Below are 21,506 nucleotides of genomic sequence, written 5' to 3'. Positions count from 1 at the left end.
GGTTTCCCCCGGTCCGTGGCAGGCTTGAGGGCATGCGAACTGCTCTGTGCGTCCTCGGTGCTGCGGCGGCCCTTGCGCTGGTCCCCGCCGGTCATGCCCGTGCCGAAGGGCAGGACCCCGACCGGGACTTCACGATCTCGGACCCCCGGATCACCGAGTCCAGCGGTCTCGCGGCGAGCCGCGCCCACCCCGGGATCTACTGGACGCACAACGACCAGGACGCGCCCCTGATCTACGGCATCGACTCCCGTACGGGCGAGACCGTCGCGACCCTGACGATGGAGGGCGTCGGCACCCCCCGGGACATGGAGGCGATCGCCGTCGGCCCGGACGGCGACATCTACGTCGGCGACATCGGCGACAACCTCGACGGCTCCTGGGACCACGTCTGGATCTACCGCTTCCCCGAGCCGAAGACGCTCAAGGACCAGAAGGTGTCGGCGAAGCAGTACGTCGTGAAGTACGCCGACGGACCGCGCAACGCCGAGGCCCTGATGGTCCATCCGAAGACCGGCCGGGTGTACATCGCGAGCAAGAACCAGGACGGCGGAGGCCTGTACGCGGGCCCCGAGCGGCTCTCCTCGTCCGGGACGAACACCTTCCGGCGCGTCGACGAGGTGCCGTGGGTGACCGACGGCGCCTTCTCCCCGGACGGTGAACGGCTCGTGCTGCGCGGCTACTTCAGCGCGAAGGAGTACGCGTGGAAGGACGGACGTCTCGTCGCCGAGGGCCTCGGCGACGGGGGAGCGGGCGTCGGCGCCCCCTTCCAGGGGCAGGCCGAGTCGGTGACGTACACGACGGACGGCTCGGCGTTCATGTTCGGCTCGGAGGGTGCGAACAGCAAGGTGGTGCGGGTGGACCGGGCGGGGGCCGAGCGTCCGTCCGGCAGCGGCAGCGGCGGCCCGTCGGAGGCGCCGACGACCCCGGGAGCGCCGAAGGCCCCGGCGACGCAGGACCAGGGCGGTCAGGGGAACGCGACCGTCGGCTTCCTCGTCCTCGCCGGCGCCACGGTCCTGATCCTGGGCATCAAGCGTCTGCTGCGGCGGGGCTGACCCCGCCCGCCCCGCCGACCAGCGCCTCGAAACCGTCCAGGAGGCGGGCGAGGCCGAAGGCGAAGTGGTCGACGTCCCGGGAGAAGGTGTCGGCGGCGAGCGCCGCCATCATCGGGTAGTCGCCGGAGGCCATTGCCCGCTCCAGATACGGCTGTTGGGTGCGCCAGAACTCCTCGTCGTCGACGCCGGTCTCCTTCGCCGCCTCGACGGTCTGGAGCTCCATGCGCGCGATCCCCGCCGCGAAGCCCTGCACGGTGATGATGACCGAGATGGTCTCGGGGTCGCTCAGCCCCATGCCGTGCGGCCCCTTGAGCCCCGACAGGCAGAGCTCCAGGCCCCGCAGCGCGCTCGGGCCGAGGACGGAGCGGGCCTCGTTGACCTTCAGCAGCCAGGGGTGGGCCCGGTAGAGGCCGAGGGTCGTCCGGGCCAGCGCCGTGACGGTGTCGCGCCAGTGGGCGGGGGGCGTCGGGGCGTCGTCGAAGGACTCGCCCTGGACGCGGTCGAGCATCAGGTCGAGGAGCTCGGTCTTGCCGGGGACGTACCGGTAGAGCGACATCGTGCCGACGCCGAGCTCGCCCGCCACCCGCCGCATCGAGACGGCGTCGAGCCCCTCGGCGTCGGCGATGCCGACCGCCGTCGTCACGATCCGTTCGAGGGTGAGGCCCGGCTTGGGGCCGCGGCTGGGTCGGTCGCCCGTGCCCCAGAGGAGGTCGAGGCTGCTCGTCGTCATGCCGCCACTCTAAAACTGAGTACAGTGTACTCTGAATTGAGTACGGTGTACTCAGAATGTGATCGGAACCAGGAGGCCTCCATGCACGAACACGCCGTCCTCGCCGAGGGACTCCGCAAGCGGTACGGGAAGAAGAGCGACGCCACCCACGCCCTCGACGGCTTCGACCTCGCCGTCCGCGCCGGCACCGTCCACGGCCTCCTCGGCCCCAACGGCGCGGGCAAGACCACCGCCGTCCGCATCCTCGCCACCCTCCTGAAGGCCGACGGCGGCCACGCCCGGGTCGCCGGGATCGACGTGGCCCACGACCCGCGCGCCGTCCGCGCCCGCATCGGACTCGTCGGCCAGTACGCCGCCGTCGACGAGGGCCTCACCGGCCGTCAGAACCTCGAACTCTTCGGCAGGCTCTTCCACCTCGGCGCCCGCCGCGCCCGCACCAGCGCCGCCGAACTCCTCGACCGCTTCGGCCTCACCGAGGCCGCCGACAAGGGCGCCGGCCAGTACAGCGGAGGCATGCGCCGCCGCCTCGACCTCGCCGCCTCGATGGTCCTCGCCCCCGCCGTCCTCTTCCTCGACGAACCGACCACCGGCCTCGACCCACGTGCCCGGGGCGAGGTCTGGGGCGCCGTACGCACGCTCGTCGCGGGCGGCACGACCGTCCTCCTCACCACCCAGTACCTCGACGAGGCCGACCGGCTCGCCTCCCGGATCACCGTCATGGACCGGGGCCGGGCCATCGCCGACGACACCCCCGACGGCCTCAAGGACCGCGTCGGCGGCGACCGCGTCGAGGTCGTCGTCGCCGAGCACGCCGACCTGCCCGCAGCCCGCGCGATCCTCGCCGGGGTCGCGGGCACCGAGCCCCGCACCGACGAGGCCGAGCGGCGCGTCCACGCCCCCGTCACCGATCGCGTCGCCGCCCTGACCGAGGTCGCCCGCACTCTCCAGCGGGAGCGGATCGCCGTGGAGGACCTGGCGCTGCGCCGCCCCGCCCTGGACGACGTCTTCCTCCGCCTCACCGGCCAGGAGGCCGCCGCATGAGTGCCCCCGTCATCACCCCGGACACCTTCGGCGGCCGGGCCCGCTGGGCCGTCGTCGACTGCTGGACCCTCGTCCGCCGCACCCTGCTCAACTACCGGCGCCAGCCGATCGCGATCGTCTGGCAGCTCGGCTTCCCCATCGTCTCCGTCCTCCTCTACGGATTCGTCTTCGGCAGCGCGATGCTCGTGCCGGGAGGCGGTGACTACCGCGAGTTCCTGATGCCCGGCATGTTCACGATGACCATGGCGTTCGGCCTCATGAACACCGCGACGGCCGTCGTCTCCGACAGCGGCAAGGGGGTCGTGGACCGCTTCCGTTCCATGCCGATGGCCCCGTCCGCCGTCGCCACCGGCCGGGGCGTCTCCGACCTCCTGATCGCCTCCGCCGAACTCGCCATCCTCGCCGCCACCGCCCTCGCCATCGGCTGGACGTCCGACGGCGGCCCCGGCCCGACCCTCCTCGGCTTCGGCCTGCTCCTCCTCCTGCGCTTCAGCCTGATCTGGGTGGGCGTGTGGTGCGGCCTGATGGTGCCGAACACGGAGGCCGCCGGGGCGCTGTACGCCGTGATCTTCCCGGTCACGATGATCTCCAGCGTGTACGTGGCGCCGTCCCTGATGCCCTCGTGGCTCGGGCCCGTCGCCGCCTGGAACCCGATCTCGTCCACGGTCACCGCCACCCGCGAGCTCTTCGGCAACCCGGGCGCGGGCGGCGGCTCCTGGGTCGAACAGCACGCCGTCCTGATGGCCTTCGCCTGGCCGCTCGCGCTCACGGCGGTCTTCCTGCCGCTGGCGGTCCGCCGCTACCAGGCGCTCAGCCGGTGACGTACGAGCCGGGTGGCGCCGCTGCGCCGCCGACCCGGGCGCGCGAGACTGGAAGGAGACCGGAGAGCCGAGACCGGGACCGGAGCGGCCGTGGAGGAAACATGACGGCAACCACCCGAGAGACCACCCCCGTCGCCCTGGAGGGCGGTGGCGTGGAGCTGCGGATGACGGAGGCCGGGGGTGGGCTGAGCGCCGCGTTCATCCACCTTCCCGCAGGCACCGACATGGGGCCGGCGCTGAAGGGCCTCGAAGGCGATCTGTGCCAGTGTCCCCACTGGGGGTACCTCTTCAAGGGGCGCATCAGGATGCGGACCGCCTCGGGCGAGGAGATCTACGAGGCCGGGCAGGCCTACTACTGGGGCCCCGGCCATGCCCCCGAGGCCCTTGAGGACGTCGACGTCGTGGAGTTCTCGCCGACCGACCAGTTCACCGCGGTGATCGATCACGTGAAGGCGCAGATGGGGTGAACCACGGCGAACGACCGGGCGCGGGCCACGGGTACGCCGAAGGGCCCGGCGCGGACGATGTCCGACGCCGGGCCCTCCGTACGGAAGATCAGAGCTTCTCGATCACGTAGTCGATGCAGGCTGTGAGCGCCCGCACGTCCGCCGGGTCGATCGCCGGGAACATCGCGACCCGCAGCTGGTTGCGGCCCAGCTTGCGGTACGGCTCGGTGTCCACGATCCCGTTGGCGCGCAGCGCCTTCGCGACCGCCGCCGCGTCGACCTCGTCCGCGAAGTCGATCGTGCCGATGACCTGCGAGCGCTTCGCCGCGTCCGTCACGAACGGCGACGCGTACTTGGACTCCTCGGCCCAGCCGTACAGCGCGTCCGAGGACTCCTTCGTCCGGGCCACGGCCCAGTCGAGACCGCCCTGGCCGTTGATCCACTTCAGCTGCTCGTTGAGCAGGAAGAGGGTCGAGAGCGCCGGGGTGTTGTACGTCTGGTTCTTCAGCGAGTTGTCGATCGCCGTGGGCAGCGAGAAGAACTCCGGAATGTGCCGACCGGACTCGTGGATCTTCTTCGCGCGCTCCAGCGCGGCCGGCGAGAAGGCCGCGAGCCACAGGCCGCCCTCGGCGGCGAAGGACTTCTGCGGGGCGAAGTAGTAGACGTCCGACTCGGCGATGTCGACGGGCAGGCCGCCCGCGCCCGAGGTCGCGTCGACCAGGACGAGCGCGCCCTCGTCGGTACCGGCGACCCGCTTGATCGGGGCGGCGACACCGGTGGAGGTCTCGTTGTGGGTGTACGCGTAGACGTCGACGCCCGCCTCGGCCACCGGCTCCGGGTGCGTGCCCGGGTCGGAGGAGATCACGGTCGGCTCGGCAAGCCAGGGAGCCAGCTTGGCGGCCTTCGCGAACTTGGAGGAGAACTCGCCGAAGGTGAGGTGCTGCGACTTGTTCTCGATCAGACCGTGGGTCGCGATGTCCCAGAAGGCGGTGGAGCCGCCGTTGCCCAGGATCACCTCGTAGCCCTCGGGCAGCGAGAAGAGGTCGGAGACGCCGGCACGCACTTCGCCGACCAGGTTCTTGACCGGAGCCTGGCGGTGGGACGTGCCGAGGAGAGAGGTGCCGGTCGCGGCCAGGGCGTCCAGCGCCTCCGTACGCACCTTGGAGGGGCCCGCGCCGAAACGGCCGTCGGCGGGCTTGATGTCAGCGGGAATCTGGATCTCAGCCACGAGGCGGAGAGTATCGGTTCGGGAAGGCGCCGGTCGCGGGATGTCCGCCGGATGAGACGAGGACTGAGACATCCTGGCGTTGTGGGAACACACGATGTAGACGCGTCCGCCCTCGCCGCGGACCTGCGCGCCGCCGTCGCCGGAGACGTCGACTTCTCCGTCACGGCGAGGGCCCTGACGACGATGGACGCCTCCAACTACCGCCGTGTGCCGGTCGGTACGGTCGCGCCGCGCGACGCGGCCGACGTGGCGGCCGTCCTGGAGGTGTGCCGGGCGCACGGGACGACACCGGTCGTCGCGCGCGGCGGCGGCACGTCCATCGGCGGCCAGGCCACCGGCACGGGCGTGGTGCTCGACCTCACACGGCACATGGCCGGTCTCGTCTCCCTGGACCCGGAGGAGCGGACGGCCGTCGTCGGGCCGGGGCTCGTCCTCGACGAGCTGCGGGCGGCGGCGAGGCCGTACGGGCTGACCTTCGGCCCCGACCCGTCGACGCACAGCCGCTGCACCCTCGGCGGCATGATCGGCAACAACGCGTGCGGGGCGCACTCGGTCGCCTGGGGGACCACGGCGGACAACGTGCGCTCGCTGGATGTGGTGACGTACCGAGGCGGACGGTTGACGCTCGGCCGGGACGGGCAGGGCGCGCCGCCCGGACTCCTCGACCTCGTCGACCGCCACCTCGCCCTCCTGCGGACCGGCTACCCGGCGGGCCTCCCGCGCCGGATCTCCGGCTACGCCCTCGACGCGCTGCTGCCGGAGCGGGGCGCGGACGTGGTCCGGTCGTTCTGCGGGAGCGAGGGGACGCTGGGGGTGGTGACGGAGGCGACGGTGCGGCTCGTCCCGCTGCCGGCCGAGCCGGTGCTGGTCGTCCTCGGCTACCCGGACGAGAGCGCGGCGGCGGAAGCGGCGGCGGGACTCCTCTCGTACAGCCCCCTGACGGTGGAGGGCATGGCGGCAGACCTGGTCCGGGGAGCGGCCGAGGGGCTGCCCCGGGGCGGGGCGTGGCTGTTCGTGGAGATGGACGGGGAGGGCCCGGCGCGGGGGCTGGTCCGGGCGGCGGACGCACTCGACTCGGCGCTGGTCCGGGACCCGGCCGGGCAGCGGGCGCTGTGGCGGATCCGCGAGGACGCGGCGGGGACGGCGACGCGGACGCCGGAGGGCGGGGAAGCCTGGCCGGGCTGGGAGGACTGCGCGGTGCCGCCGGCCCGGCTGGGCGCGTACCTGCGCGAATTCCGCGCGCTGCTGGCGGACTTCGGCCTCCGGGGGACCCCGTACGGGCATTTCGGGGACGGCTGCGTGCACGTCCGGATCGACTTCGACCTGTGGACGGCGAAGGGGGTACGGGACTTCCGCCGCTTCTCGGAGGCGGTCGCGGACCTCGTGGTCGCCCACGGCGGCTCGCTCTCCGGGGAGCACGGAGACGGGCAGGCGCGGGCGGAGCTGCTGCCGAGGATGTACGGGGAGGAGCTCGTCGGCCTCTTCGGCGCGGTGAAGGACGTGTGGGACCCGGACGGGGGCCTGAACCCGGGGATGCTGGTCCGCCCGAAGCCACTGGACTCCGGCCTGCGCTTCGAGGGCCTGCCGCTGGTGGGCGTGGGCCGGCAGGCGGCGCGATGCGTAGGTGTAGCCAAATGCCGTACAGGCGCCCCGAGTTCAGGATCATCGGTCATGTGCCCGTCCTACCGGGCGACGGGAGAGGAGAAACACTCCACGCGGGGCAGGGCGCGGCTGCTGCACGAGATGGCGCTCGGCGAGGTGATCACCGACGGCTGGCGCTCGGAGGAGGTCCGGGAGGCGCTCGACCTGTGCCTGTCCTGCAAGGGGTGCCGCAGCGACTGCCCGGTGGGCGTCGACATGGCCGCGTACAAGGCGGAGTTCCTCGACCGCCACTACGCGGGCCGGCGGGTGTGGCGCCGGCCGCGCTCCCACTGGACGATGGGCGGCCTGCCCCGCTGGCTGGCCCTCTTCGGCCGCGGAGTGAACGCGGCGACGCGGCTGCCGTTCGCCACGCGCCTGGCGGGGGTGACGCCGGAACGGTCGATGCCGAGGGTGGCGGACCGGACGTTCGCGTCCTGGTTCGGCGAACGCGGCTCACGCCGCCCGCCGACCCTGACCGTCTGGCCGGACACCTTCACGAACCACCTGGCCCCGGAGGTGGGCCGCGCGGCGGTGCGCGTCCTGGAGGACGCGGGCCTGGGGGTGGCACTCCCGCCGGGCCGGGTCTGCTGCGGCCTGACGTACGTGTCGACGGGCCGGCTGGGCGCGGCGCGGAAGGTGATGCGCCGGACGCTGGACGTCCTGGACCTCTCGGCCCGCCCCGGCCCGATCGTCGTCCTCGAACCCTCCTGCGCGGCGACTCTCCGCACGGACCTGCCCGAACTCCTGCCGGACGACCCCCGGGCGGCCCGCCTCGCGGCCTCCGTCCTGACCTTCGCCGAGGCCCTGGAGACCCTGGCCCCCGACTGGACCCCACCCCGCCTCGACCGCCCGGTCACCGGCCAGACCCACTGCCACCAGCACGCGGTCCTGGGCGACGCGCCGGAGCGCCGCCTCCGCGCCCGCGCGGGCCTGACGGGCGAGCTGTCGGGCGGCTGCTGCGGCCTGGCGGGCAACTTCGGCTTCGAACCGGACCACTACGCCGTCTCGATCGCCTGCGCCGAGGACCAGCTCCTGCCGGCACTCCGCGCGGCCCCTGAGGGATCGGAGGTCCTGGCGGACGGCTTCTCGTGCAGGACCCAGATCGGCGATCTCGCGGGCGGCCGGGCCCGACACCTGGCGGAGGTGCTGGCGGAGGGCTTGGAGGGGGGCCTGGAAGGGTGACTCGTACACTCGCCTCGCCAGTAGCGGCGCGCGACGAGGTCCTCCGGAGGATGGTCATGTTCAAGGTCAACGAATACTTCGACGGTACGGTCAAGTCGATCGCGTTCGAGCAGGAGCAGGGCCCGGCGACCGTCGGCGTCATGGCTCCCGGTGAGTACGAGTTCGGCACGGCCGCTCCGGAGACGATGCACGTGGTCAGCGGCGCCCTGACGGTGAAGCTGCCGGACGCAGGTGACTGGGAGACCTTCGAGGCGGGCACGCGGTTCGAGGTCCCGGGCGACAGCACGTTCCAGCTGAAGGTCGAGGTCGCGACCGCGTACCTCTGTGAGTACCGCTGACCTGGGGTTTTTTAGGTGCTGGGGTTGCCCGGCGCCGCGAGCTTCTGGTGCGGCCGCCCTCTTCCCGAGTGTGGCTGCCTCCACCACCGCGTCAAGGGCGCTCCCTTTGGCGGGATCCTCCGCCGGGAGGAGTTGAGGGGCTCGCCCCCCTCCGTCAGTCCCCGCTGACGATGTCCCGCGCCATCGCGACCAGCGCGCCCGTCGCCGGGTGCGGGAAGGCGTCCCGCCAGGCCAGGACCACCGGCAGCGGCGGCGCGTCGGACAGCGGGCGGTAGGCGACGCCCGGGTGCGGGTGGAGCGCGGCCGTGGAGCCGGACGAGACGCCGGTGCCGCGGCCCGCGGCGATCGCGGTGAGCCAGTCGTCGGTGTTCGCGACGGTCAGGGTGGCGGCCGGGCGGGCCTCGGCCGGCCAGAGCGCGAGCGTGGTCGTACCGGAGACGGTGTTGAGGACGATCGTCTCGGCGGCCAGGTCCCCGAGGGTGAGGTCGCTCCGGTCGGCGAGCGGGCTGTCGGCGGGCAGCGCGGCGACCCGTTCCTCCGTGGCGAGCTCCTTGGTGACCAGACCGGGCGCGTCGACCGGGCCCCTGAGCAGCGCCGCGTCCACCTCGCCGCGCGCGAGCCCGGCCGTGCGGTCGTCGATGCGGAGGAGTTCGAGCGGGGTCTCGGGGTGCAGGCGCTGCCAGCGCCGGAGGAGCGGGGTGGTGTACGGGCCGAAGGCCGACCAGGCGTGCCCGAGGCGCAGGGGGCGGTGCCGGAGTCTGGCCGGGTCGACGGCGGCGTCGAAGGCGGCGAGGGCCGCGGCCGCCCTGTCCTGGAAGGCGCGGCCCTCTGCGGTGAGGGCGAGGTGGTGGGTGGAGCGGTCGACGAGCCGGGCGCCGAGGTGCTGCTCGAGCGCGGCGAGCGTGCGGGAGACGGCCGGCTGGGTGAGGTGGAGCCGGGCGGCCGCCCTGGTCAGGCTGGGTTCCTCGGCGATGGCGAGGAAGCAGCGGAGGTGGCGTAGCTCGATGCTCATGTCTTCGGAGCATAACCGCAGCGCAATCGGCATTTCCGGTGCCGCGCGGGTGTTCGTAGCGTGAGAGGGGGATCGTGGGGGAGTAGACGTCGCGTTCACTGTGTTGCACTTGCAGTACAGTGCAGTGAACCAGTGGTGAGATGGGCAATGGAGGAGTGGTCCGGTGAACAGTCCGGTGAACAGTCCGGTCAGGGATGTGCCGCCGGTCGCCGTGGCGGTCGAGCCCCAGGGGGTCTCCGCACGGGTTTCCGCACGGTTTCCCGTACCGGGGAAGGGGAAGGCGGGCCGGCACCTCGGCCCCGTCGCCCTCGTCGTCGCGGGCGGACTCTCCGTGCAGTTCGGCTCCGCCGTCGCCGTCCTCCTGATGCCCCGCGCCGGAGCCCTCGGCGTCGTCACCCTCCGGCTCGTGCTCGCCGCCGTCGTCCTGCTGGCGATCTGCCGGCCCAAGGTCCGCGGCTACAGCCGCGCCGACTGGGGCACCATCGTCGCCTTCGGCACGGCCATGGCCGGGATGAACATCCTCTTCTACCAGGCCGCCGACCGGATCCCGCTCGGCGCCGCCGTGACCCTGGAGGTCCTCGGCCCGCTGATCCTCTCGGTGGTCGCCTCGCGCCGGCTGAGCAACCTGCTCTGGGCCGGGCTCGCCCTCGGCGGCTGCGTCCTGCTCAGCGGCGGCGGCTTCGACCGCCTCGACCCCGTCGGCGCGGCCTTCGCGCTCGCCGCGGGCGCGATGTGGGCCGCGTACATCGTCTTCAGCGCCCGCACCGGCCGCCGCTTCCCGCAGGCCGACGGGCTCGCGCTCGCCATGGCCTTCGGCGCCGTCCTCAGCCTGCCGCTGGGCATCGCGGAGGCGGGCGACAAGCTCCTCGTACCGTCGACGGTCCTGCTCGGCCTGGGGGTCGCGCTGATGTCGTCCGTCCTCCCGTACACCCTCGAACTCCTCGCCCTGCGCCGCCTGCCCGCGCCCACCTTCGCGATCCTGATGAGCCTGGAACCGGCCATCGCGGCGGCGGCCGGCTTCCTCATCCTCAGCCAGGCCCTGTCCGTCACCGACGCCCTCGCCATCGCCCTCGTCATCGGGGCGAGCATGGGCGCGGTCCGCACCCAGGTCCGTGCGGCCAAGCGCGCGGACCAGGGCTTGGGCCAGGGCGTGGGCTGAGCAGCCCCTCTAGAATCCGCGCGTGATCGCCGACCTGCAGTGCCTCGTCATCGACTGCCCCGCGCCCCGCGCACTCGCGGAGTTCTACCGCTCGGTCCTCGGCGGGGAAGTCGACCGGCCGGATCCCCGCTGGTCCCTCGACGACGCCTGGTCCACGCTGCACACCGTTCCTAAGCAGTGTCCAGGAGTGACAACTGCTGCCAGATCCCGGAACTGCGCGCATCCCGAACGGTGTTGGATGCGCTGGGTTCCCGCGTTCGCTGTATCCCCGTCCGGTGACGTGCATCGTGTGCGCGTTCCGTGACGGGTGGGCGGGTTCCCTTACGTCCTTGGGTACTCGGTCCGGCCTGGGCGGTCCGATGCCCCGCAGCATCACTCCGGTGCTGTGGGGGCGGTGCCGTCCGACGCCGGATCGGGTGTCCGAGGGCGCGTCGCCCGATCGCGACGCTCGCGGCGTCGTGTCGGGACATCTTTCGCTTGTTGCTGGTCAGGGGTTTGCGCCAGTGTTCATCGCCCCACATCGACGTGTACGCCGGATCGACCGCAACGATGGCGAGGTCGTGTTCGGCCGCCATGGATACCAGGCGGGCCTTGAGTCTGCCGGTGGGGATGCCGGAGATCAGCTGCCGGAACCGCTTCTTGCGACCGTGTTTCTCTCGGGTCTTCTCGGCAGCGAAGTCCAGGTCCTCGATCGCGATGGCGGCCACACCGCAGCTTTGCGCCCAGCGCAGGAGGCGGGTGATGGCGTGCCGGATCTGCGCATCGCGGTGATCCGCGCTGCCGGACAGGTCGTAGAAGAACCGGCGCGGGTCGCCGACCGGGTTGCCCTGCGGGTCGAGGTGGTAGGCGGCGAAGTGATCGGCGTTGGTATCGACACCGACCATGCCCCGGGCGCGGGCGGCCGACAGGGGGATCGTCTGGACGACGGGGCGTTGCCAGGAGGCGGTGAGGTACCAGCGGCCCCGGCCGGTGTCGTAGTGGATGCGGTAGGCGACCGCCCGGTTCGCCTCCACGCGGTCACGCCATTCCTGGCCCCGGTGCGCGAAAGCGACACGGGAGGTGAGGACGTACCGGCCGTGCTTGACGTTGGCCAGGTGTGCCAGCGGGGCGGGCAGCTTGACGCTGACCTCGCCGTCGGTGGTGACGCGGATCGTCTCGTTCCCGTACCGCTTCCCGGACTCCCCGTCAGCGGCCAGGAACCAGCGTGCCGCCTCCCAGCGCTGCCGCCACTCGGCCTCGGTGAGCTGGGCGGCTTCGAGGTTGTGCCGGGTGTTCAGTAACTTCCGTCCCCCGCGCACCACGTGCACGACACCGGCCTCACGCTCGGCGCGAGCGATACCGAGCCGGTGTTCCAGGATGTGCAGACGCCGCGACTTGTGGAACCACTCCCCCTTGGACCGGTATCCGCCCGCTGCCCGCTTCGAACCCTTCTCGCCGAGCGGCAGGGACAGCCGGTGCATCAGCATGCGCACACCGGCCTCAAGGGACTGGACGTGCGCGAACTGGCAGCGGCGGGACAACGCCCACTGATCGTGGGTGGCCTTCGTGATCGACCCCGCCCACCGCGAGGACGACTCCGCCGTCAGACCCTGCTTACGAGCCGCCCATGTATCCGAGGTGTGATCGCCCGCGTCAACGCACCGGGCCTTGAGGTCACGCGAGGCGAGCCTGCCCAGATGCCCGCCGACCAGCCGCAACACCATGTCATCCTCAGGCGTGAGGTTCTTGAGCCGATCGCGAACCGCCATACCGGACGGCCCCAGAGCAACGAACGGCGCGTCGACCACCCGCAGTCGCCTTCCCGCGTCCACCCGCACCACACGCCTCCCTCCGCGGCCAGCACCCCGAACCTACGACCGCCCCCCGGTTCACGCCTCGTGCTTCGCCCACCAGTCGGCGAACGGAACGGCGTGTGCCAGAGCCGTATCCCGGTACGTGACGTACTCGGGGCCCCGGTCGTCGGACAGCACGTCGGCCCCGAGGAACCCGCCCTCGCCGTCGTACCGCATGGGGGCGGCGGCGGTGGAGTCGAACAGCCAGAAGTCCCCGACGCTCGGCGGCAGCGGGCTCGGCTGCTCGGTCACGTCCAGGATGAAGAACTCCTCGCCGGCCGTGGCGTTCGTGACGTAGCCCCATCCCAGCTCGAAGCGCAGATACGGGGTGAGGGGGCGGGCCAGAACATGCACCCGGTACATCCGCCGCCCGGCGGAGGTGTGCGTCCGTACGTCGGCGAGCCAGTCGGCGTTGTAGTCGACGGGCTTGGGCTGCCCGTCCAGGAACAGCCGGTACGCGTCCACACTGCCGGAGCGGCTGTAGTCGGCGAGCGTCTCCAGCCGGAACGCCTCCTGCTGGAACGAACCGAAGAGGTCCCCGAAGGTCTTAGTCACTGAGCTGGCCTCCGAACGCCTCTCGGATCAGCTCCAGGGGGATCTCCACGAGGGTTTCGTGATCGGGAATCGAGAGTCCGTGGTCCACCCGCGGGCAGGTGTCAGGTAGCGGGAGACCTACAGGAGGAAACGTGTCCCACACCAAAGACCCGGCCACCCCGCCCGCGCGATTCGAACTCCGCGTTGGAGGGCTGCACTTGACCGTCCAGCGCATCCCCGGATGGCTCGTCGCTCTGGCCACCACGGCAGGCGGGGCGGCGGTGACCTGGTGGGCGCAACGCTGACGCCGACCTCCGCGGGTGCCTCGGGGCAGGGGCAGGCTTTGTTTCCGGCCATCCGGACACCCGGTATCTGGAAGATTTGACGGAATGTCCGGGACGCTGTCTCCTGCTTCCATGCCCGAGCACGCGAGCGCCGACGGCGCACCCTCCGCCCCTGAAAGCAACTACGAACTCAACATCGGTGACACGCACTTGAGGGCGAGCATCCCCCTCAGCGTCCAGCTGGTGCTTTCGAGCGCCGTCCTTGTCGGCGCCGCCCTCGGCGGTGCGGCACTGCTGTTCATCGGGGCGGCGGACTGGCGGAGGGCCAACGCCGGTGACGATCACGAGGCGCCCGAACAGGGGGCGTGACGCAGGCCTACCGAGGTGGCGGCCCGATCCCTTTGATCTTTGGCTTTCGGCCTGTTTCGGGGGAGTGGGGCGCCTCGGAGGATGAGGGGTGTCATCCGACGTACGAGGAGGGGAGCCGAGCATGGCCCTGGAGATGCGCGACCGTTGCGAGCGCTGTGAGACCGCGACCCTGACCGTGGACGGGCCCGCCCGGATCTGTACGTACGAGTGCAGCTTCTGCGTGCCGTGCGCCGACGCCATGGGCGATGTCTGCCCGAACTGCGGCGGCGAGCTCGTCCCGCGCCCCCGCCGCGCCCTCGCCTAGCGTCCGGCGGAACTTCTTTCCGGGTTCCTGTCACATCTCCGTGCGGCTGTCCGTCAGTGCTGTGAAGACACCGACCGGACAGACACACAGACACCAAGGAGAACGACAGCCATGACGAACCCCTCCATCTCCCGGATGTCCAACCCCGCCGAGTTCGTGCCCGAGCTGAACGACATCAGCGCCGCCCTCTTCCGGGCCACGGGCAACCAGTCGGTGCCGCGCACCACGATGAACCTCGTCCACCTGCGCGCCGGGCAGATCGTCCGCAACACCTACCTGACCGTCCTGAACACCGGCTTCCTGCGCAAGGCCAAGGAGTCCGAGGAGCGCATCACCGCCGTCGCCTCCTGGCAGGACGCCCCGTACTTCACCGACGCCGAGCGCGCCGCCCTCGCCCTGGTCGAGGCCACCCTCCAGCCCGCCCCGCACGGTCAGGAGCGCGTCTCCGACGAGCTGTACGCCGAGGTGGCGAAGCACTACGACGAGAAGGCGCTGGCGACTCTCACCATCGCGATCGGCCAGATCAATTTCTTCATCGCCCTGGCCGTCATCGGCAAGCCGCAGCCGGTCACCTCCCTCGCGGACGAGCAGTGGGACTGATCTGATCCGTCACACCTGATCCGTCACGCCGGGGCCTGGAGTGCGTCCACCACCGCCAGGCGGCGGACCCGGCGCGCCGGGAGGGCCGAGGCGGCGATGCCGGTGACGACGGTCGCCGCCAAGATGCCGACGACCGTCAGGGCCGTACCGCCGGAGGAAGCGAGGATCTCCAGGGGGGACACCGCCGTGAGGACGGAGCGGGCGGCGAGCGTGCCGTAGACCAGGCCGAGGAGCGTACCGGCGAGGGCGCCGGACACGGCCAGGAGCACGGATTCCAGGGTGAGCATCCGGCGGAGCTGCCCGCCCGCCAGGCCGATCGCGCGGAGCATGCCGAACTCCCGGGTGCGTTCCTCGACGGTGAGCATCAGGGTCGCGGCGACGCCGAGCGCGGCGATGGCCATCGAGAAGCCGAGCAGCACGGTCACCACGAGCATCAGCCGGTCCAGCATGCTCCGGATGAGCCGGGCGTCGGCCGTCGCGTCGGCGACCCGGAGGTCCGGGTGGGCGCCGAGCGCCTGGTCGATGGCGGTGCGGGCGGTGGCGTGGTCGGTGCCGGCGGCCGGGTCGACGAGGACCGTGGCCACGCCGGTGGCGCCGGGCGCGAGCCGGTCGAGCGTGGCGGGGGTGACGTACACGGTGGCCCCGGGGGCGAGCGCGAGGGGCAGCACGGAGCGGCGGGCGGTGAGGGTGGTGTCACGGGTGGTGTCCGCGCTCTTCACCGTCAGGGTTCCGTCCCCCGTCAGCGTCAGCGCCTCCCCGTCCTTGAGGGCGCGGGCATCCGCGACGTCCTCCGCCGCCGGGTTGAGGCGCGCCGGGTCGGCGGCGGCGATCACGGTGCTGCGGCCGTCGACGGTGAGCGTGGCCGTACGGACCGGGGTGACGGCCAGTTCGCGCCGGTCGCGCAGGGCGGCGAGCGCGTCGGCGGGGACGGCGTCCCGCGCATCGGCGTTCGCCGTGTCGGCCCCGCCCGCCTTACCCGCCTCGCCGCCCACCAAGCTGAAGACCGCCGGCGTACGGCTCGCCAGCATCGTCTCCAGGCCGCCGCTCGCGACCCCGATCGCGGTCACCGCGGACACGGCGACCGTCACCCCGACGAGCATCGCGGAGGCGGCGGCCCCGGTCCGGGCCGCGTTGGCGCGCAGTTGCTGCACGGCGAGCTTCCCGGCGGTGCCGAAGGGTCGGCGCAGGCCCCGGCCGAGGAGGCCGACCAGCGGCGGCAGCAGGTGGCGGGCGTAGCGGAGGACGCCGAAGAACGTGAGGATCGCGCCGAGCGTCACGGCGAGCAGCGCCAGGGGCGAGCCGCCGAACGTGCCGAGCGCGAGCAGGCCCGCGCCCGTGACGACGAACACGACGGAGACGGCCTCGCGCAGGGCCCGGCTGCCGGGTTCGGGGAGCTTCGCGGCGCCGCTCGCGGCGAGCGCGGCCACCGGCGGGACGGCCGCGGCCGCCCGCGCGGGCTTGCGGACGGCCCACAGGGTGAGCAGGACGCCGAACACCCCGGCGAGGAGGAACGTGAGCCGGCCGGGCAGCAGCGAGACCTCGATGGGGCCGAGGTCGGCGAGCCCGTCGAGGAGCGCGGTGCCCAGGAGGCAGGCGCCCGCGCCGGTGGCGAGGCCGGCGGCGGAGGCGAGGACGCCGAGCAGCAGCCCCTGGCGGCGGATCACCCGGCGGACCTGCTCGCGGTCGGCGCCGATGCAGCGCAGCAGGGCGAGTTGGCGGGCGCGCTGGGCCAGGACGACGGAGAAGGTGTTCGTGACGACCATGCGGGCCACGGCCATGGCGATGAGGACGAAGGAGAGCGCGGCCGTGAGGACGACGGCGTACATCGTCCTGCCGCTCTGCTTGGCGTTCTCGACCGCCCCGGCGTGGGTGTACGCGGCGACGCCGCCGCCGATCGCCTTCTTGGCAGCGGCGGCGGTGGCGGTGGCTGCCGCGGCACCCGCACCCCCCGGCGTCCCGGGCGCCAGGTCGACGTCGAGGTGGGTGGCGCGAACGCCCGTCGCGTACGTCCGCGTCTGCGCGTACGGCACGCCGATCGCCGGCTGCGCGCTGAGGGCCTCCGACGCGGAGGTGTCGAGGAGTCCGGTGAGCCGTACGTCGGCGGTGCCGCCCGCGGCCTTCGTCAGCCGTACGGTGTCGCCGGGCGCCGCCCCGACCCGGCGCGCGGTGTCGGTGTCGAGGACGGCCTCGTCCCGGGCCTGCGGCCAGCGGCCGCTGTCGAGGCGCTGCCAGCGCAGCGCGGGGTCGGCGGCGACGGAGGTGACGAGGGCGCGGTCGTCGAGGGGCCGTCCGGAGGGCAGCAGGACGTTGGCGTGGCCGACGAGCCGTTCGCTCGCCTCGACGACCCCGGGCAGCGTCGCCGCCTTCGCCGCCGCGCCGGCGGGCAGGACGCCCGTCTCGGGGGCGACGACCTGGACGGGGGCCGTGCCGACGTCGGCGGCGGCGGACTGCTCGTACGACTGGACGAGTGCTCCGGCGCCACCGACGGAGAGGACCAGGAAGGCGACGCCGACGGCGACGGCGGCGCCCGTGAGGACCAGTTGGCGGAGCTGGGACCGGAAGTCCTTGACGGCGAAGGCGAGCAGTGACGACATGCCCTCCACGCTAGGAGCCGACCCCTCCCGTACACGGCCCCACCAGGCACGATTCGGGGTCGTCCCCGAGTCGCCCGCCACACGGCCGTCGTACGCCTGAGGGATGACCCGTATGACCCGCTCCCCGAGGCGCCTCCGGGATCCGTCAAAAATCAAAGCAAGCATGCTTGATTGTTTTCTGGTTCGCTGCCATGCTCCGGGGCACGTCACCGTGTCCCGAGGGGAGCGCACCGTGTCCGATCCCGCCGTCGTCCTCGACGATCTGCGTGAGGAGAGCGAGGAACTCGATCTGCTCGTATGCGAGTTGAGTGACGAGCAGTGGGGTGCGCCGACCCCCGCGCCCGGCTGGACCGTCGCCCACCAGATCGCCCACCTCGCCTGGACCGACCGGGCGGCCCTTCTCGCCGCCACCGACCCCGAGGCCTTCGCCGCCGAGACCGCGAAGGCCCTCGCCGCCCCCGACCGTTTCGTCGACGACGGCGCGGAAGAGGGTGCGAAGCTGCCGCCCGCCGAGCTCCTCGCCGCCTGGCGCACGGGCCGCGAGCGCCTCCAGGAAGCCCTGCGCGCGGTCCCGTCCGGCGCGCGCTTCCCCTGGTACGGGCCGCCGATGAGCGCCCCGGCCATGGCCACCGCCCGGCTCATGGAGACCTGGGCGCACGGCCAGGACATCGCCGACGCCCTCGGTGTGGTCCGCACCCCCACGGCCCGGCTCCGGCATGTCGCCTGGATCGGCGTCCGTGCCCGCGACTACGCCTTCCTGGTGCGGGGGATCGCGGCGCCCGCCGAGCCCTTCCGTGTCGAACTCACCGGAACCGACGGGGAGGTGTGGGCGTACGGCCCCGAGGGTGCGACCCAGACCGTCACCGGACCCGCCCTCGACTTCTGCCTCCTCGTCACCCAGCGCGTCCACCGCGACGACACCGCGCTCGTCGCGCACGGCCCCGACGCCGAGCGCTGGCTCGCCATCGCCCAGGCCTTCGCGGGCCCGGCCGGCACCGGCCGCGCACCCCGGGGGGCGGCGTAGTGGTCCTCCGCATCGGCAACGCCTCCGGCTTCTACGGTGACCGCTTCGACGCCGTCCGAGAGATGCTCACCGGCGGCGGGCCCGAGGGCGCGATCGACGTCCTCACCGGCGACTACCTCGCCGAGCTGACCATGCTCATCCTCGGCCGCGACCAGCTCAAGGACCCGGCCGCCGGATACGCGAAGACCTTCCTGCGCCAGATGGAGGAGGGCCTCGGCCTCGCCCACGAGCGCGGCGTCCGCATCGTCACCAACGCGGGCGGCCTGAACCCCGCCGGCCTCGCCGACGCCCTGCGCGCCCTCGCCGGGAAGCTCGGCCTGCCGACCCGTATCGCCCATGTCGAGGGCGACCGACTGCCTCCGCAGGAGGGGGTGTTGACGGCCAACGCCTACCTCGGCGGGGCCGGTATCGCCGCCTGCCTCGCCGCCGGAGCCGATGTCGTCGTCACCGGCCGGGTCACCGACGCCGCCCTCGTCACCGGGCCCGCGCAGTGGCACTTCGGCTGGGGCCCGGAGGAGTACGACAGGCTCGCGGGCGCGGTCGTCGCCGGGCACGTCCTGGAGTGCGGCACCCAGGCCACCGGCGGCAACTACGCCTTCTTCGCCGAGCCGGCCGGTCACGACCTGTCCGTCTTCCGCCGCCCCGGCTTCCCGGTCGCCGAGCTCCACGCGGACGGCAGCGCCGTCATCACCAAGCACGCCGGCACGGGCGGCCTCGTCGACGTCGGTACGGTCACGGCCCAGCTGCTGTACGAGACGGCCGGCGCCCGCTACCCGGGCCCCGACGTGACGGCCCGCCTCGACACCGTACGGCTCACCCAGGAGGGCCCGGACCGGGTCCGGATCCACGGCGTGACCGGCGAGGCCCCGCCCCCCACCCTCAAGGTCGGCCTCAACCGCCTCGGCGGCTTCCGCAACGAGGTCGTGTTCGTCCTCACCGGCCTCGACATCGAGGCCAAGGCCCGGCTCGTCCGCGACCAGATCGAGGACGCCTTCACCGCCGCCGACTCCCGCCCCACGGACGTCCGTTGGGAACTGGCCCGCACCGACCGCGAGGACGCCGACACCGAGGAGACCGCGAGCGCGCTGCTCCGGCTCGTCGTCCGCGACCCTTCCCCGGAGGCCGTCGGCCGCGCCCTCACCGGCGCCGCCATCGAACTGGCCCTCGCCAGCTACCCCGGCTTCCACGTCACCGCGCCCCCCGGGAAGGGTGCTCCCTACGGCGTCTTCGGGACCGCGTACGTCCCCGCAGCCGGCGTCCCGCACACGGCCGTGCTCCCGGACGGCGGCCGCGTACCCGTACCCGTACCGCCGAGGAGCACGGAGGACCTGGCGCCCGTACCCGACCCGCCGCTCCCGCCGCCGCTCCCGTACGGCTCCACCCGCCGCGCCCCCCTCGGCCGGATCGCCGGAGCCCGCAGCGGCGACAAGGGCGGCGACGCCAACGTCGGCGTCTGGGTGCGCACGGACGACGAATGGCGCTGGCTCGCGCACACGCTCACCGTCGACCGCTTCCGTGAACTCCTACCGGAGACCGCCGACTTGCCGGTCATCCGGCATGTCCTCCCGCACCTCCGGGCGCTCAACTTCACCGTGACCGGAATCCTCGGCGAGGGCGTCGCCTCGCAGGCCCGTTTCGACCCCCAGGCCAAGGCCCTCGGCGAGTGGCTCCGCTCCCGGCACCTGGACATCCCGGAGGTACTCCTGTGACCGTCCTCGCTTCCGCCCTCGACACCGGCGGACCCGAGCACCGAGAGCACCGCGCCGCGATGCTCGACAAGCTCAACGCCCTCGAAGCCGAGCACGCCAAGGCCCTCGCGGGCGGCGGCGAGAAGTACACGGCCCGGCACCGGGGGCGCGGCAAACTCCTCGCCCGCGAGCGCATCGAGCTGCTCGTCGACCCCGACAGCCCCTTCCTGGAACTGTCGCCGCTCGCCGCCTGGGGCAGCGACTACCAGGTGGGTGCCTCGCTCGTCACCGGCATCGGGGTCGTCGAGGGCGTCGAGTGCCTGATCACGGCCAACGACCCGACCGTGCGCGGCGGTGCCTCCAACCCGTGGACGCTGAAGAAGGCCCTGCGGGCGAACGAGATCGCCTTCGCCAACAGGCTCCCGGTCGTCTCGCTCGTCGAGTCCGGCGGCGCCGACCTCCCCTCCCAGAAGGAGATCTTCATCCCCGGCGGGGCGCTCTTCCGCGACCTCACGCGCCTCTCCGCCGCCGGCATCCCCACCGTCGCGGTCGTCTTCGGCAACTCGACGGCCGGCGGCGCGTACGTCCCCGGCATGTCCGACCACACCGTGATGATCAAGGAGCGGTCGAAGGTCTTCCTCGGCGGCCCGCCGCTCGTGAAGATGGCGACGGGGGAGGAGAGCGACGACGAGTCCCTCGGCGGCGCCGAGATGCACGCCCGGACCTCCGGCCTCGCCGACCACTACGCCGTCGACGAGACGGACGCGATCCGCCAGGCCCGCCGGATCGTCGCCCGCCTCAACCACCGCAAGGCGCACGCCGATCCGTCACACGCGGAACCCCCCAAGTACGACGAGGACGAACTCCTCGGCATCGTCCCCGGCGACCTCAAGACCCCCTTCGACCCGCGCGAGGTGATCGCCCGGATCGTCGACGGCTCCGACTTCGACGAGTTCAAGCCGCTGTACGGGACCTCGCTCACCACCGGATGGGCGTCCCTGCACGGGTACCCGGTCGGCATCCTCGCCAACGCGCAGGGCGTCCTCTTCTCCGCCGAGTCGCAGAAGGCGGCGCAGTTCATCCAGCTCGCCAACCAGCGCGACATCCCGCTGCTCTTCCTCCACAACACCACCGGCTACATGGTCGGCAAGGAGTACGAGCAGGGCGGCATCATCAAGCACGGCGCGATGATGATCAATGCGGTGGCCAATTCGAAGGTCCCGCACCTCTCCGTCCTCATGGGCGCCTCGTACGGCGCCGGGCACTACGGCATGTGCGGCCGGGCCTACGACCCCCGCTTCCTCTTCGCCTGGCCGAGCGCGAAGTCCGCCGTCATGGGCCCGCAGCAGCTCGCCGGCGTCCTCTCGATCGTGGCGCGCGCGAGCGCCGCCGCGAAGGGACAGCCCTACGACGACGAGGCGGACGCCGGTCTCCGCGCGCTCGTCGAGGCGCAGATCGAGTCGGAGTCCCTCCCGATGTTCCTGTCGGGGCGGCTGTACGACGACGGGGTCATCGACCCCCGCGACACCCGCACGGTCCTCGGGCTGTGCCTGTCCGCGATCCACACGGCACCGGTCGAAGGCGCGCGCGGCGGCTTCGGCGTCTTCCGGATGTGAGGGCACCACTC

Annotated in this window: 20 protein-coding genes and 1 pseudogene; 15 read left to right on the top strand and 6 right to left on the bottom strand. The window is 72.7% G+C overall.

The window, feature by feature from the left end:
- The first annotated feature begins 32 nt into the window (after nt 1-32).
- Nucleotides 33-1,052, top strand: coding sequence for a WD40 repeat domain-containing protein (locus OG357_RS16695; RefSeq protein ID WP_329621901.1), 1,020 nt, complete (start codon nt 33-35; stop codon nt 1,050-1,052).
- Here OG357_RS16695 and OG357_RS16690 read toward each other — a convergent pair.
- Nucleotides 1,027-1,782, bottom strand: coding sequence for a TetR/AcrR family transcriptional regulator (locus tag OG357_RS16690; protein ID WP_329621900.1), 756 nt, complete (start codon nt 1,780-1,782; stop codon nt 1,027-1,029). The two genes, OG357_RS16695 and OG357_RS16690, sit on opposite strands and share 26 nt — an antisense overlap.
- A gap of 81 nt (nt 1,783-1,863) precedes the next feature.
- Between OG357_RS16690 and OG357_RS16685 the strand changes: the two genes are divergently transcribed.
- The 3 genes from OG357_RS16685 (at nt 1,864) to OG357_RS16675 (ending at nt 4,111) form a co-directional block, all read left to right on the top strand.
- On the top strand, nt 1,864-2,823 hold the full coding sequence (locus tag OG357_RS16685) for an ATP-binding cassette domain-containing protein (RefSeq protein ID WP_329621899.1): 960 nt from the start codon (nt 1,864-1,866) through the stop codon (nt 2,821-2,823).
- A complete protein-coding gene (locus OG357_RS16680; protein ID WP_329621898.1) occupies nt 2,820-3,644 on the top strand; it encodes an ABC transporter permease in 825 nt (274 codons plus the stop codon). Before OG357_RS16685 ends, OG357_RS16680 begins: the two co-directional genes overlap by 4 nt.
- A 101-nt stretch (nt 3,645-3,745) precedes the next feature.
- Complete coding sequence (locus tag OG357_RS16675; RefSeq protein WP_329621897.1) at nt 3,746-4,111, top strand: hypothetical protein; 366 nt, start codon at nt 3,746-3,748, stop codon at nt 4,109-4,111.
- Between the two features lie 88 nt (nt 4,112-4,199).
- Here OG357_RS16675 and serC read toward each other — a convergent pair whose 3' ends face one another.
- Nucleotides 4,200-5,318 carry a phosphoserine transaminase gene (gene serC, locus OG357_RS16670; protein ID WP_329621896.1) on the bottom strand — a complete coding sequence of 373 codons (1,119 nt, stop codon included), beginning with the start codon at nt 5,316-5,318 and terminating at the stop codon, nt 4,200-4,202.
- 51 nt (nt 5,319-5,369) lie between these two features.
- Between serC and OG357_RS16665 the strand changes: the two genes are divergently transcribed.
- Both OG357_RS16665 and ppnP read left to right on the top strand, forming a co-directional pair.
- Complete coding sequence (locus OG357_RS16665; protein WP_329621895.1) at nt 5,370-8,141, top strand: FAD-binding and (Fe-S)-binding domain-containing protein; 2,772 nt, start codon at nt 5,370-5,372, stop codon at nt 8,139-8,141.
- Nucleotides 8,142-8,197: 56 nt separating this feature from the next.
- Entirely contained in the window at nt 8,198-8,479 is a 282-nt protein-coding gene (gene ppnP, locus OG357_RS16660; RefSeq protein ID WP_150274509.1) for a pyrimidine/purine nucleoside phosphorylase, read from the top strand.
- 154 nt (nt 8,480-8,633) lie between these two features.
- Here the strand turns inward: ppnP and OG357_RS16655 are convergent, their stop codons facing one another.
- A complete protein-coding gene (locus OG357_RS16655) occupies nt 8,634-9,491 on the bottom strand; it encodes a LysR family transcriptional regulator (protein WP_329621894.1) in 858 nt (285 codons plus the stop codon).
- Between the two features lie 163 nt (nt 9,492-9,654).
- Between OG357_RS16655 and OG357_RS16650 the strand changes: the two genes are divergently transcribed.
- Nucleotides 9,655-10,650 (top strand): EamA family transporter, encoded by a 996-nt coding sequence (locus tag OG357_RS16650; protein WP_443066688.1) that lies wholly within the window; start codon nt 9,655-9,657, stop codon nt 10,648-10,650.
- A gap of 22 nt (nt 10,651-10,672) precedes the next feature.
- Nucleotides 10,673-10,816 (top strand): annotated as a pseudogene (locus OG357_RS16645) (VOC family protein); the annotation flags it as partial.
- A 4-nt stretch (nt 10,817-10,820) separates the two neighbouring features.
- Here the strand turns inward: OG357_RS16645 and OG357_RS16640 are convergent.
- On the bottom strand, nt 10,821-12,467 hold the full coding sequence (locus tag OG357_RS16640) for an IS200/IS605 family accessory protein TnpB-related protein (RefSeq protein ID WP_443066687.1): 1,647 nt from the start codon (nt 12,465-12,467) through the stop codon (nt 10,821-10,823).
- A gap of 51 nt (nt 12,468-12,518) precedes the next feature.
- Nucleotides 12,519-13,037 carry a DUF6879 family protein gene (locus tag OG357_RS16635; protein WP_329621893.1) on the bottom strand — a complete coding sequence of 173 codons (519 nt, stop codon included), beginning with the start codon at nt 13,035-13,037 and terminating at the stop codon, nt 12,519-12,521.
- Nucleotides 13,038-13,168: 131 nt separating this feature from the next.
- On the opposite strand from OG357_RS16635, the gene OG357_RS16630 reads away from it, so the two are divergent.
- The 4 genes from OG357_RS16630 to OG357_RS16615 all read left to right on the top strand — a co-directional run bounded on the left by OG357_RS16630 (nt 13,169) and on the right by OG357_RS16615 (nt 14,573).
- On the top strand, nt 13,169-13,321 hold the full coding sequence (locus tag OG357_RS16630; protein ID WP_329621892.1) for a hypothetical protein: 153 nt from the start codon (nt 13,169-13,171) through the stop codon (nt 13,319-13,321).
- A gap of 111 nt (nt 13,322-13,432) precedes the next feature.
- Nucleotides 13,433-13,669 (top strand): hypothetical protein, encoded by a 237-nt coding sequence (locus tag OG357_RS16625; protein WP_329621891.1) that lies wholly within the window; start codon nt 13,433-13,435, stop codon nt 13,667-13,669.
- 121 nt (nt 13,670-13,790) lie between these two features.
- Entirely contained in the window at nt 13,791-13,973 is a 183-nt protein-coding gene (locus OG357_RS16620) for a DUF1272 domain-containing protein (RefSeq protein WP_317598056.1), read from the top strand.
- 111 nt (nt 13,974-14,084) lie between these two features.
- The gene (locus OG357_RS16615) at nt 14,085-14,573 is read left to right on the top strand and encodes a carboxymuconolactone decarboxylase family protein (RefSeq protein WP_329621890.1); all 489 of its coding nucleotides are present in this window, start codon (nt 14,085-14,087) and stop codon (nt 14,571-14,573) included.
- A gap of 23 nt (nt 14,574-14,596) precedes the next feature.
- Here the strand turns inward: OG357_RS16615 and OG357_RS16610 are convergent, their stop codons facing one another.
- Nucleotides 14,597-17,167, bottom strand: a complete 2,571-nt coding sequence (locus OG357_RS16610; protein WP_329621889.1) for an ABC transporter permease — start codon at nt 17,165-17,167, stop codon at nt 14,597-14,599.
- Between the two features lie 232 nt (nt 17,168-17,399).
- Between OG357_RS16610 and OG357_RS16605 the strand changes: the two genes are divergently transcribed.
- The 3 genes from OG357_RS16605 to OG357_RS16595 are packed head-to-tail and all read left to right on the top strand — an operon-like array spanning nt 17,400 to nt 21,495.
- Nucleotides 17,400-18,191, top strand: a complete 792-nt coding sequence (locus OG357_RS16605; RefSeq protein WP_329621888.1) for a TIGR03084 family metal-binding protein — start codon at nt 17,400-17,402, stop codon at nt 18,189-18,191.
- Nucleotides 18,191-19,900, top strand: coding sequence for an acyclic terpene utilization AtuA family protein (locus tag OG357_RS16600; protein WP_329621887.1), 1,710 nt, complete (start codon nt 18,191-18,193; stop codon nt 19,898-19,900). The genes OG357_RS16605 and OG357_RS16600 overlap by 1 nt, the downstream gene beginning before the upstream one ends.
- The gene (locus OG357_RS16595; protein ID WP_329621886.1) at nt 19,897-21,495 is read left to right on the top strand and encodes an acyl-CoA carboxylase subunit beta; all 1,599 of its coding nucleotides are present in this window, start codon (nt 19,897-19,899) and stop codon (nt 21,493-21,495) included. Before OG357_RS16600 ends, OG357_RS16595 begins: the two co-directional genes overlap by 4 nt.
- Nucleotides 21,496-21,506: the final 11 nt, after the last annotated feature.

The organism is Streptomyces sp. NBC_01255 (genome assembly GCF_036226445.1).
Lineage (GTDB): Bacteria > Actinomycetota > Actinomycetes > Streptomycetales > Streptomycetaceae > Streptomyces.
This window is presented reverse-complemented; position numbering and strand designations above follow the sequence as displayed.

What these genes read in the sequence shown, in the direction of transcription:
- OG357_RS16695 (WP_329621901.1), top strand. Translation starts at nt 33, where the DNA reads ATGCGAACTGCTCTGTGCGTCCTCGGTGCTGCGGCGGCCCTTGCGCTG.
- OG357_RS16690 (WP_329621900.1), bottom strand. Translation starts at nt 1,782, where the DNA reads ATGACGACGAGCAGCCTCGACCTCCTCTGGGGCACGGGCGACCGACCC.
- OG357_RS16685 (WP_329621899.1), top strand. Translation starts at nt 1,864, where the DNA reads ATGCACGAACACGCCGTCCTCGCCGAGGGACTCCGCAAGCGGTACGGG.
- OG357_RS16680 (WP_329621898.1), top strand. Translation starts at nt 2,820, where the DNA reads ATGAGTGCCCCCGTCATCACCCCGGACACCTTCGGCGGCCGGGCCCGC.
- OG357_RS16675 (WP_329621897.1), top strand. Translation starts at nt 3,746, where the DNA reads ATGACGGCAACCACCCGAGAGACCACCCCCGTCGCCCTGGAGGGCGGT.
- OG357_RS16665 (WP_329621895.1), top strand. Translation starts at nt 5,370, where the DNA reads ATGAGACGAGGACTGAGACATCCTGGCGTTGTGGGAACACACGATGTA.
- ppnP (WP_150274509.1), top strand. Translation starts at nt 8,198, where the DNA reads ATGTTCAAGGTCAACGAATACTTCGACGGTACGGTCAAGTCGATCGCG.
- OG357_RS16655 (WP_329621894.1), bottom strand. Translation starts at nt 9,491, where the DNA reads ATGAGCATCGAGCTACGCCACCTCCGCTGCTTCCTCGCCATCGCCGAG.
- OG357_RS16625 (WP_329621891.1), top strand. Translation starts at nt 13,433, where the DNA reads ATGCCCGAGCACGCGAGCGCCGACGGCGCACCCTCCGCCCCTGAAAGC.
- OG357_RS16620 (WP_317598056.1), top strand. Translation starts at nt 13,791, where the DNA reads ATGGCCCTGGAGATGCGCGACCGTTGCGAGCGCTGTGAGACCGCGACC.
- OG357_RS16615 (WP_329621890.1), top strand. Translation starts at nt 14,085, where the DNA reads ATGACGAACCCCTCCATCTCCCGGATGTCCAACCCCGCCGAGTTCGTG.
- OG357_RS16610 (WP_329621889.1), bottom strand. Translation starts at nt 17,167, where the DNA reads ATGTCGTCACTGCTCGCCTTCGCCGTCAAGGACTTCCGGTCCCAGCTC.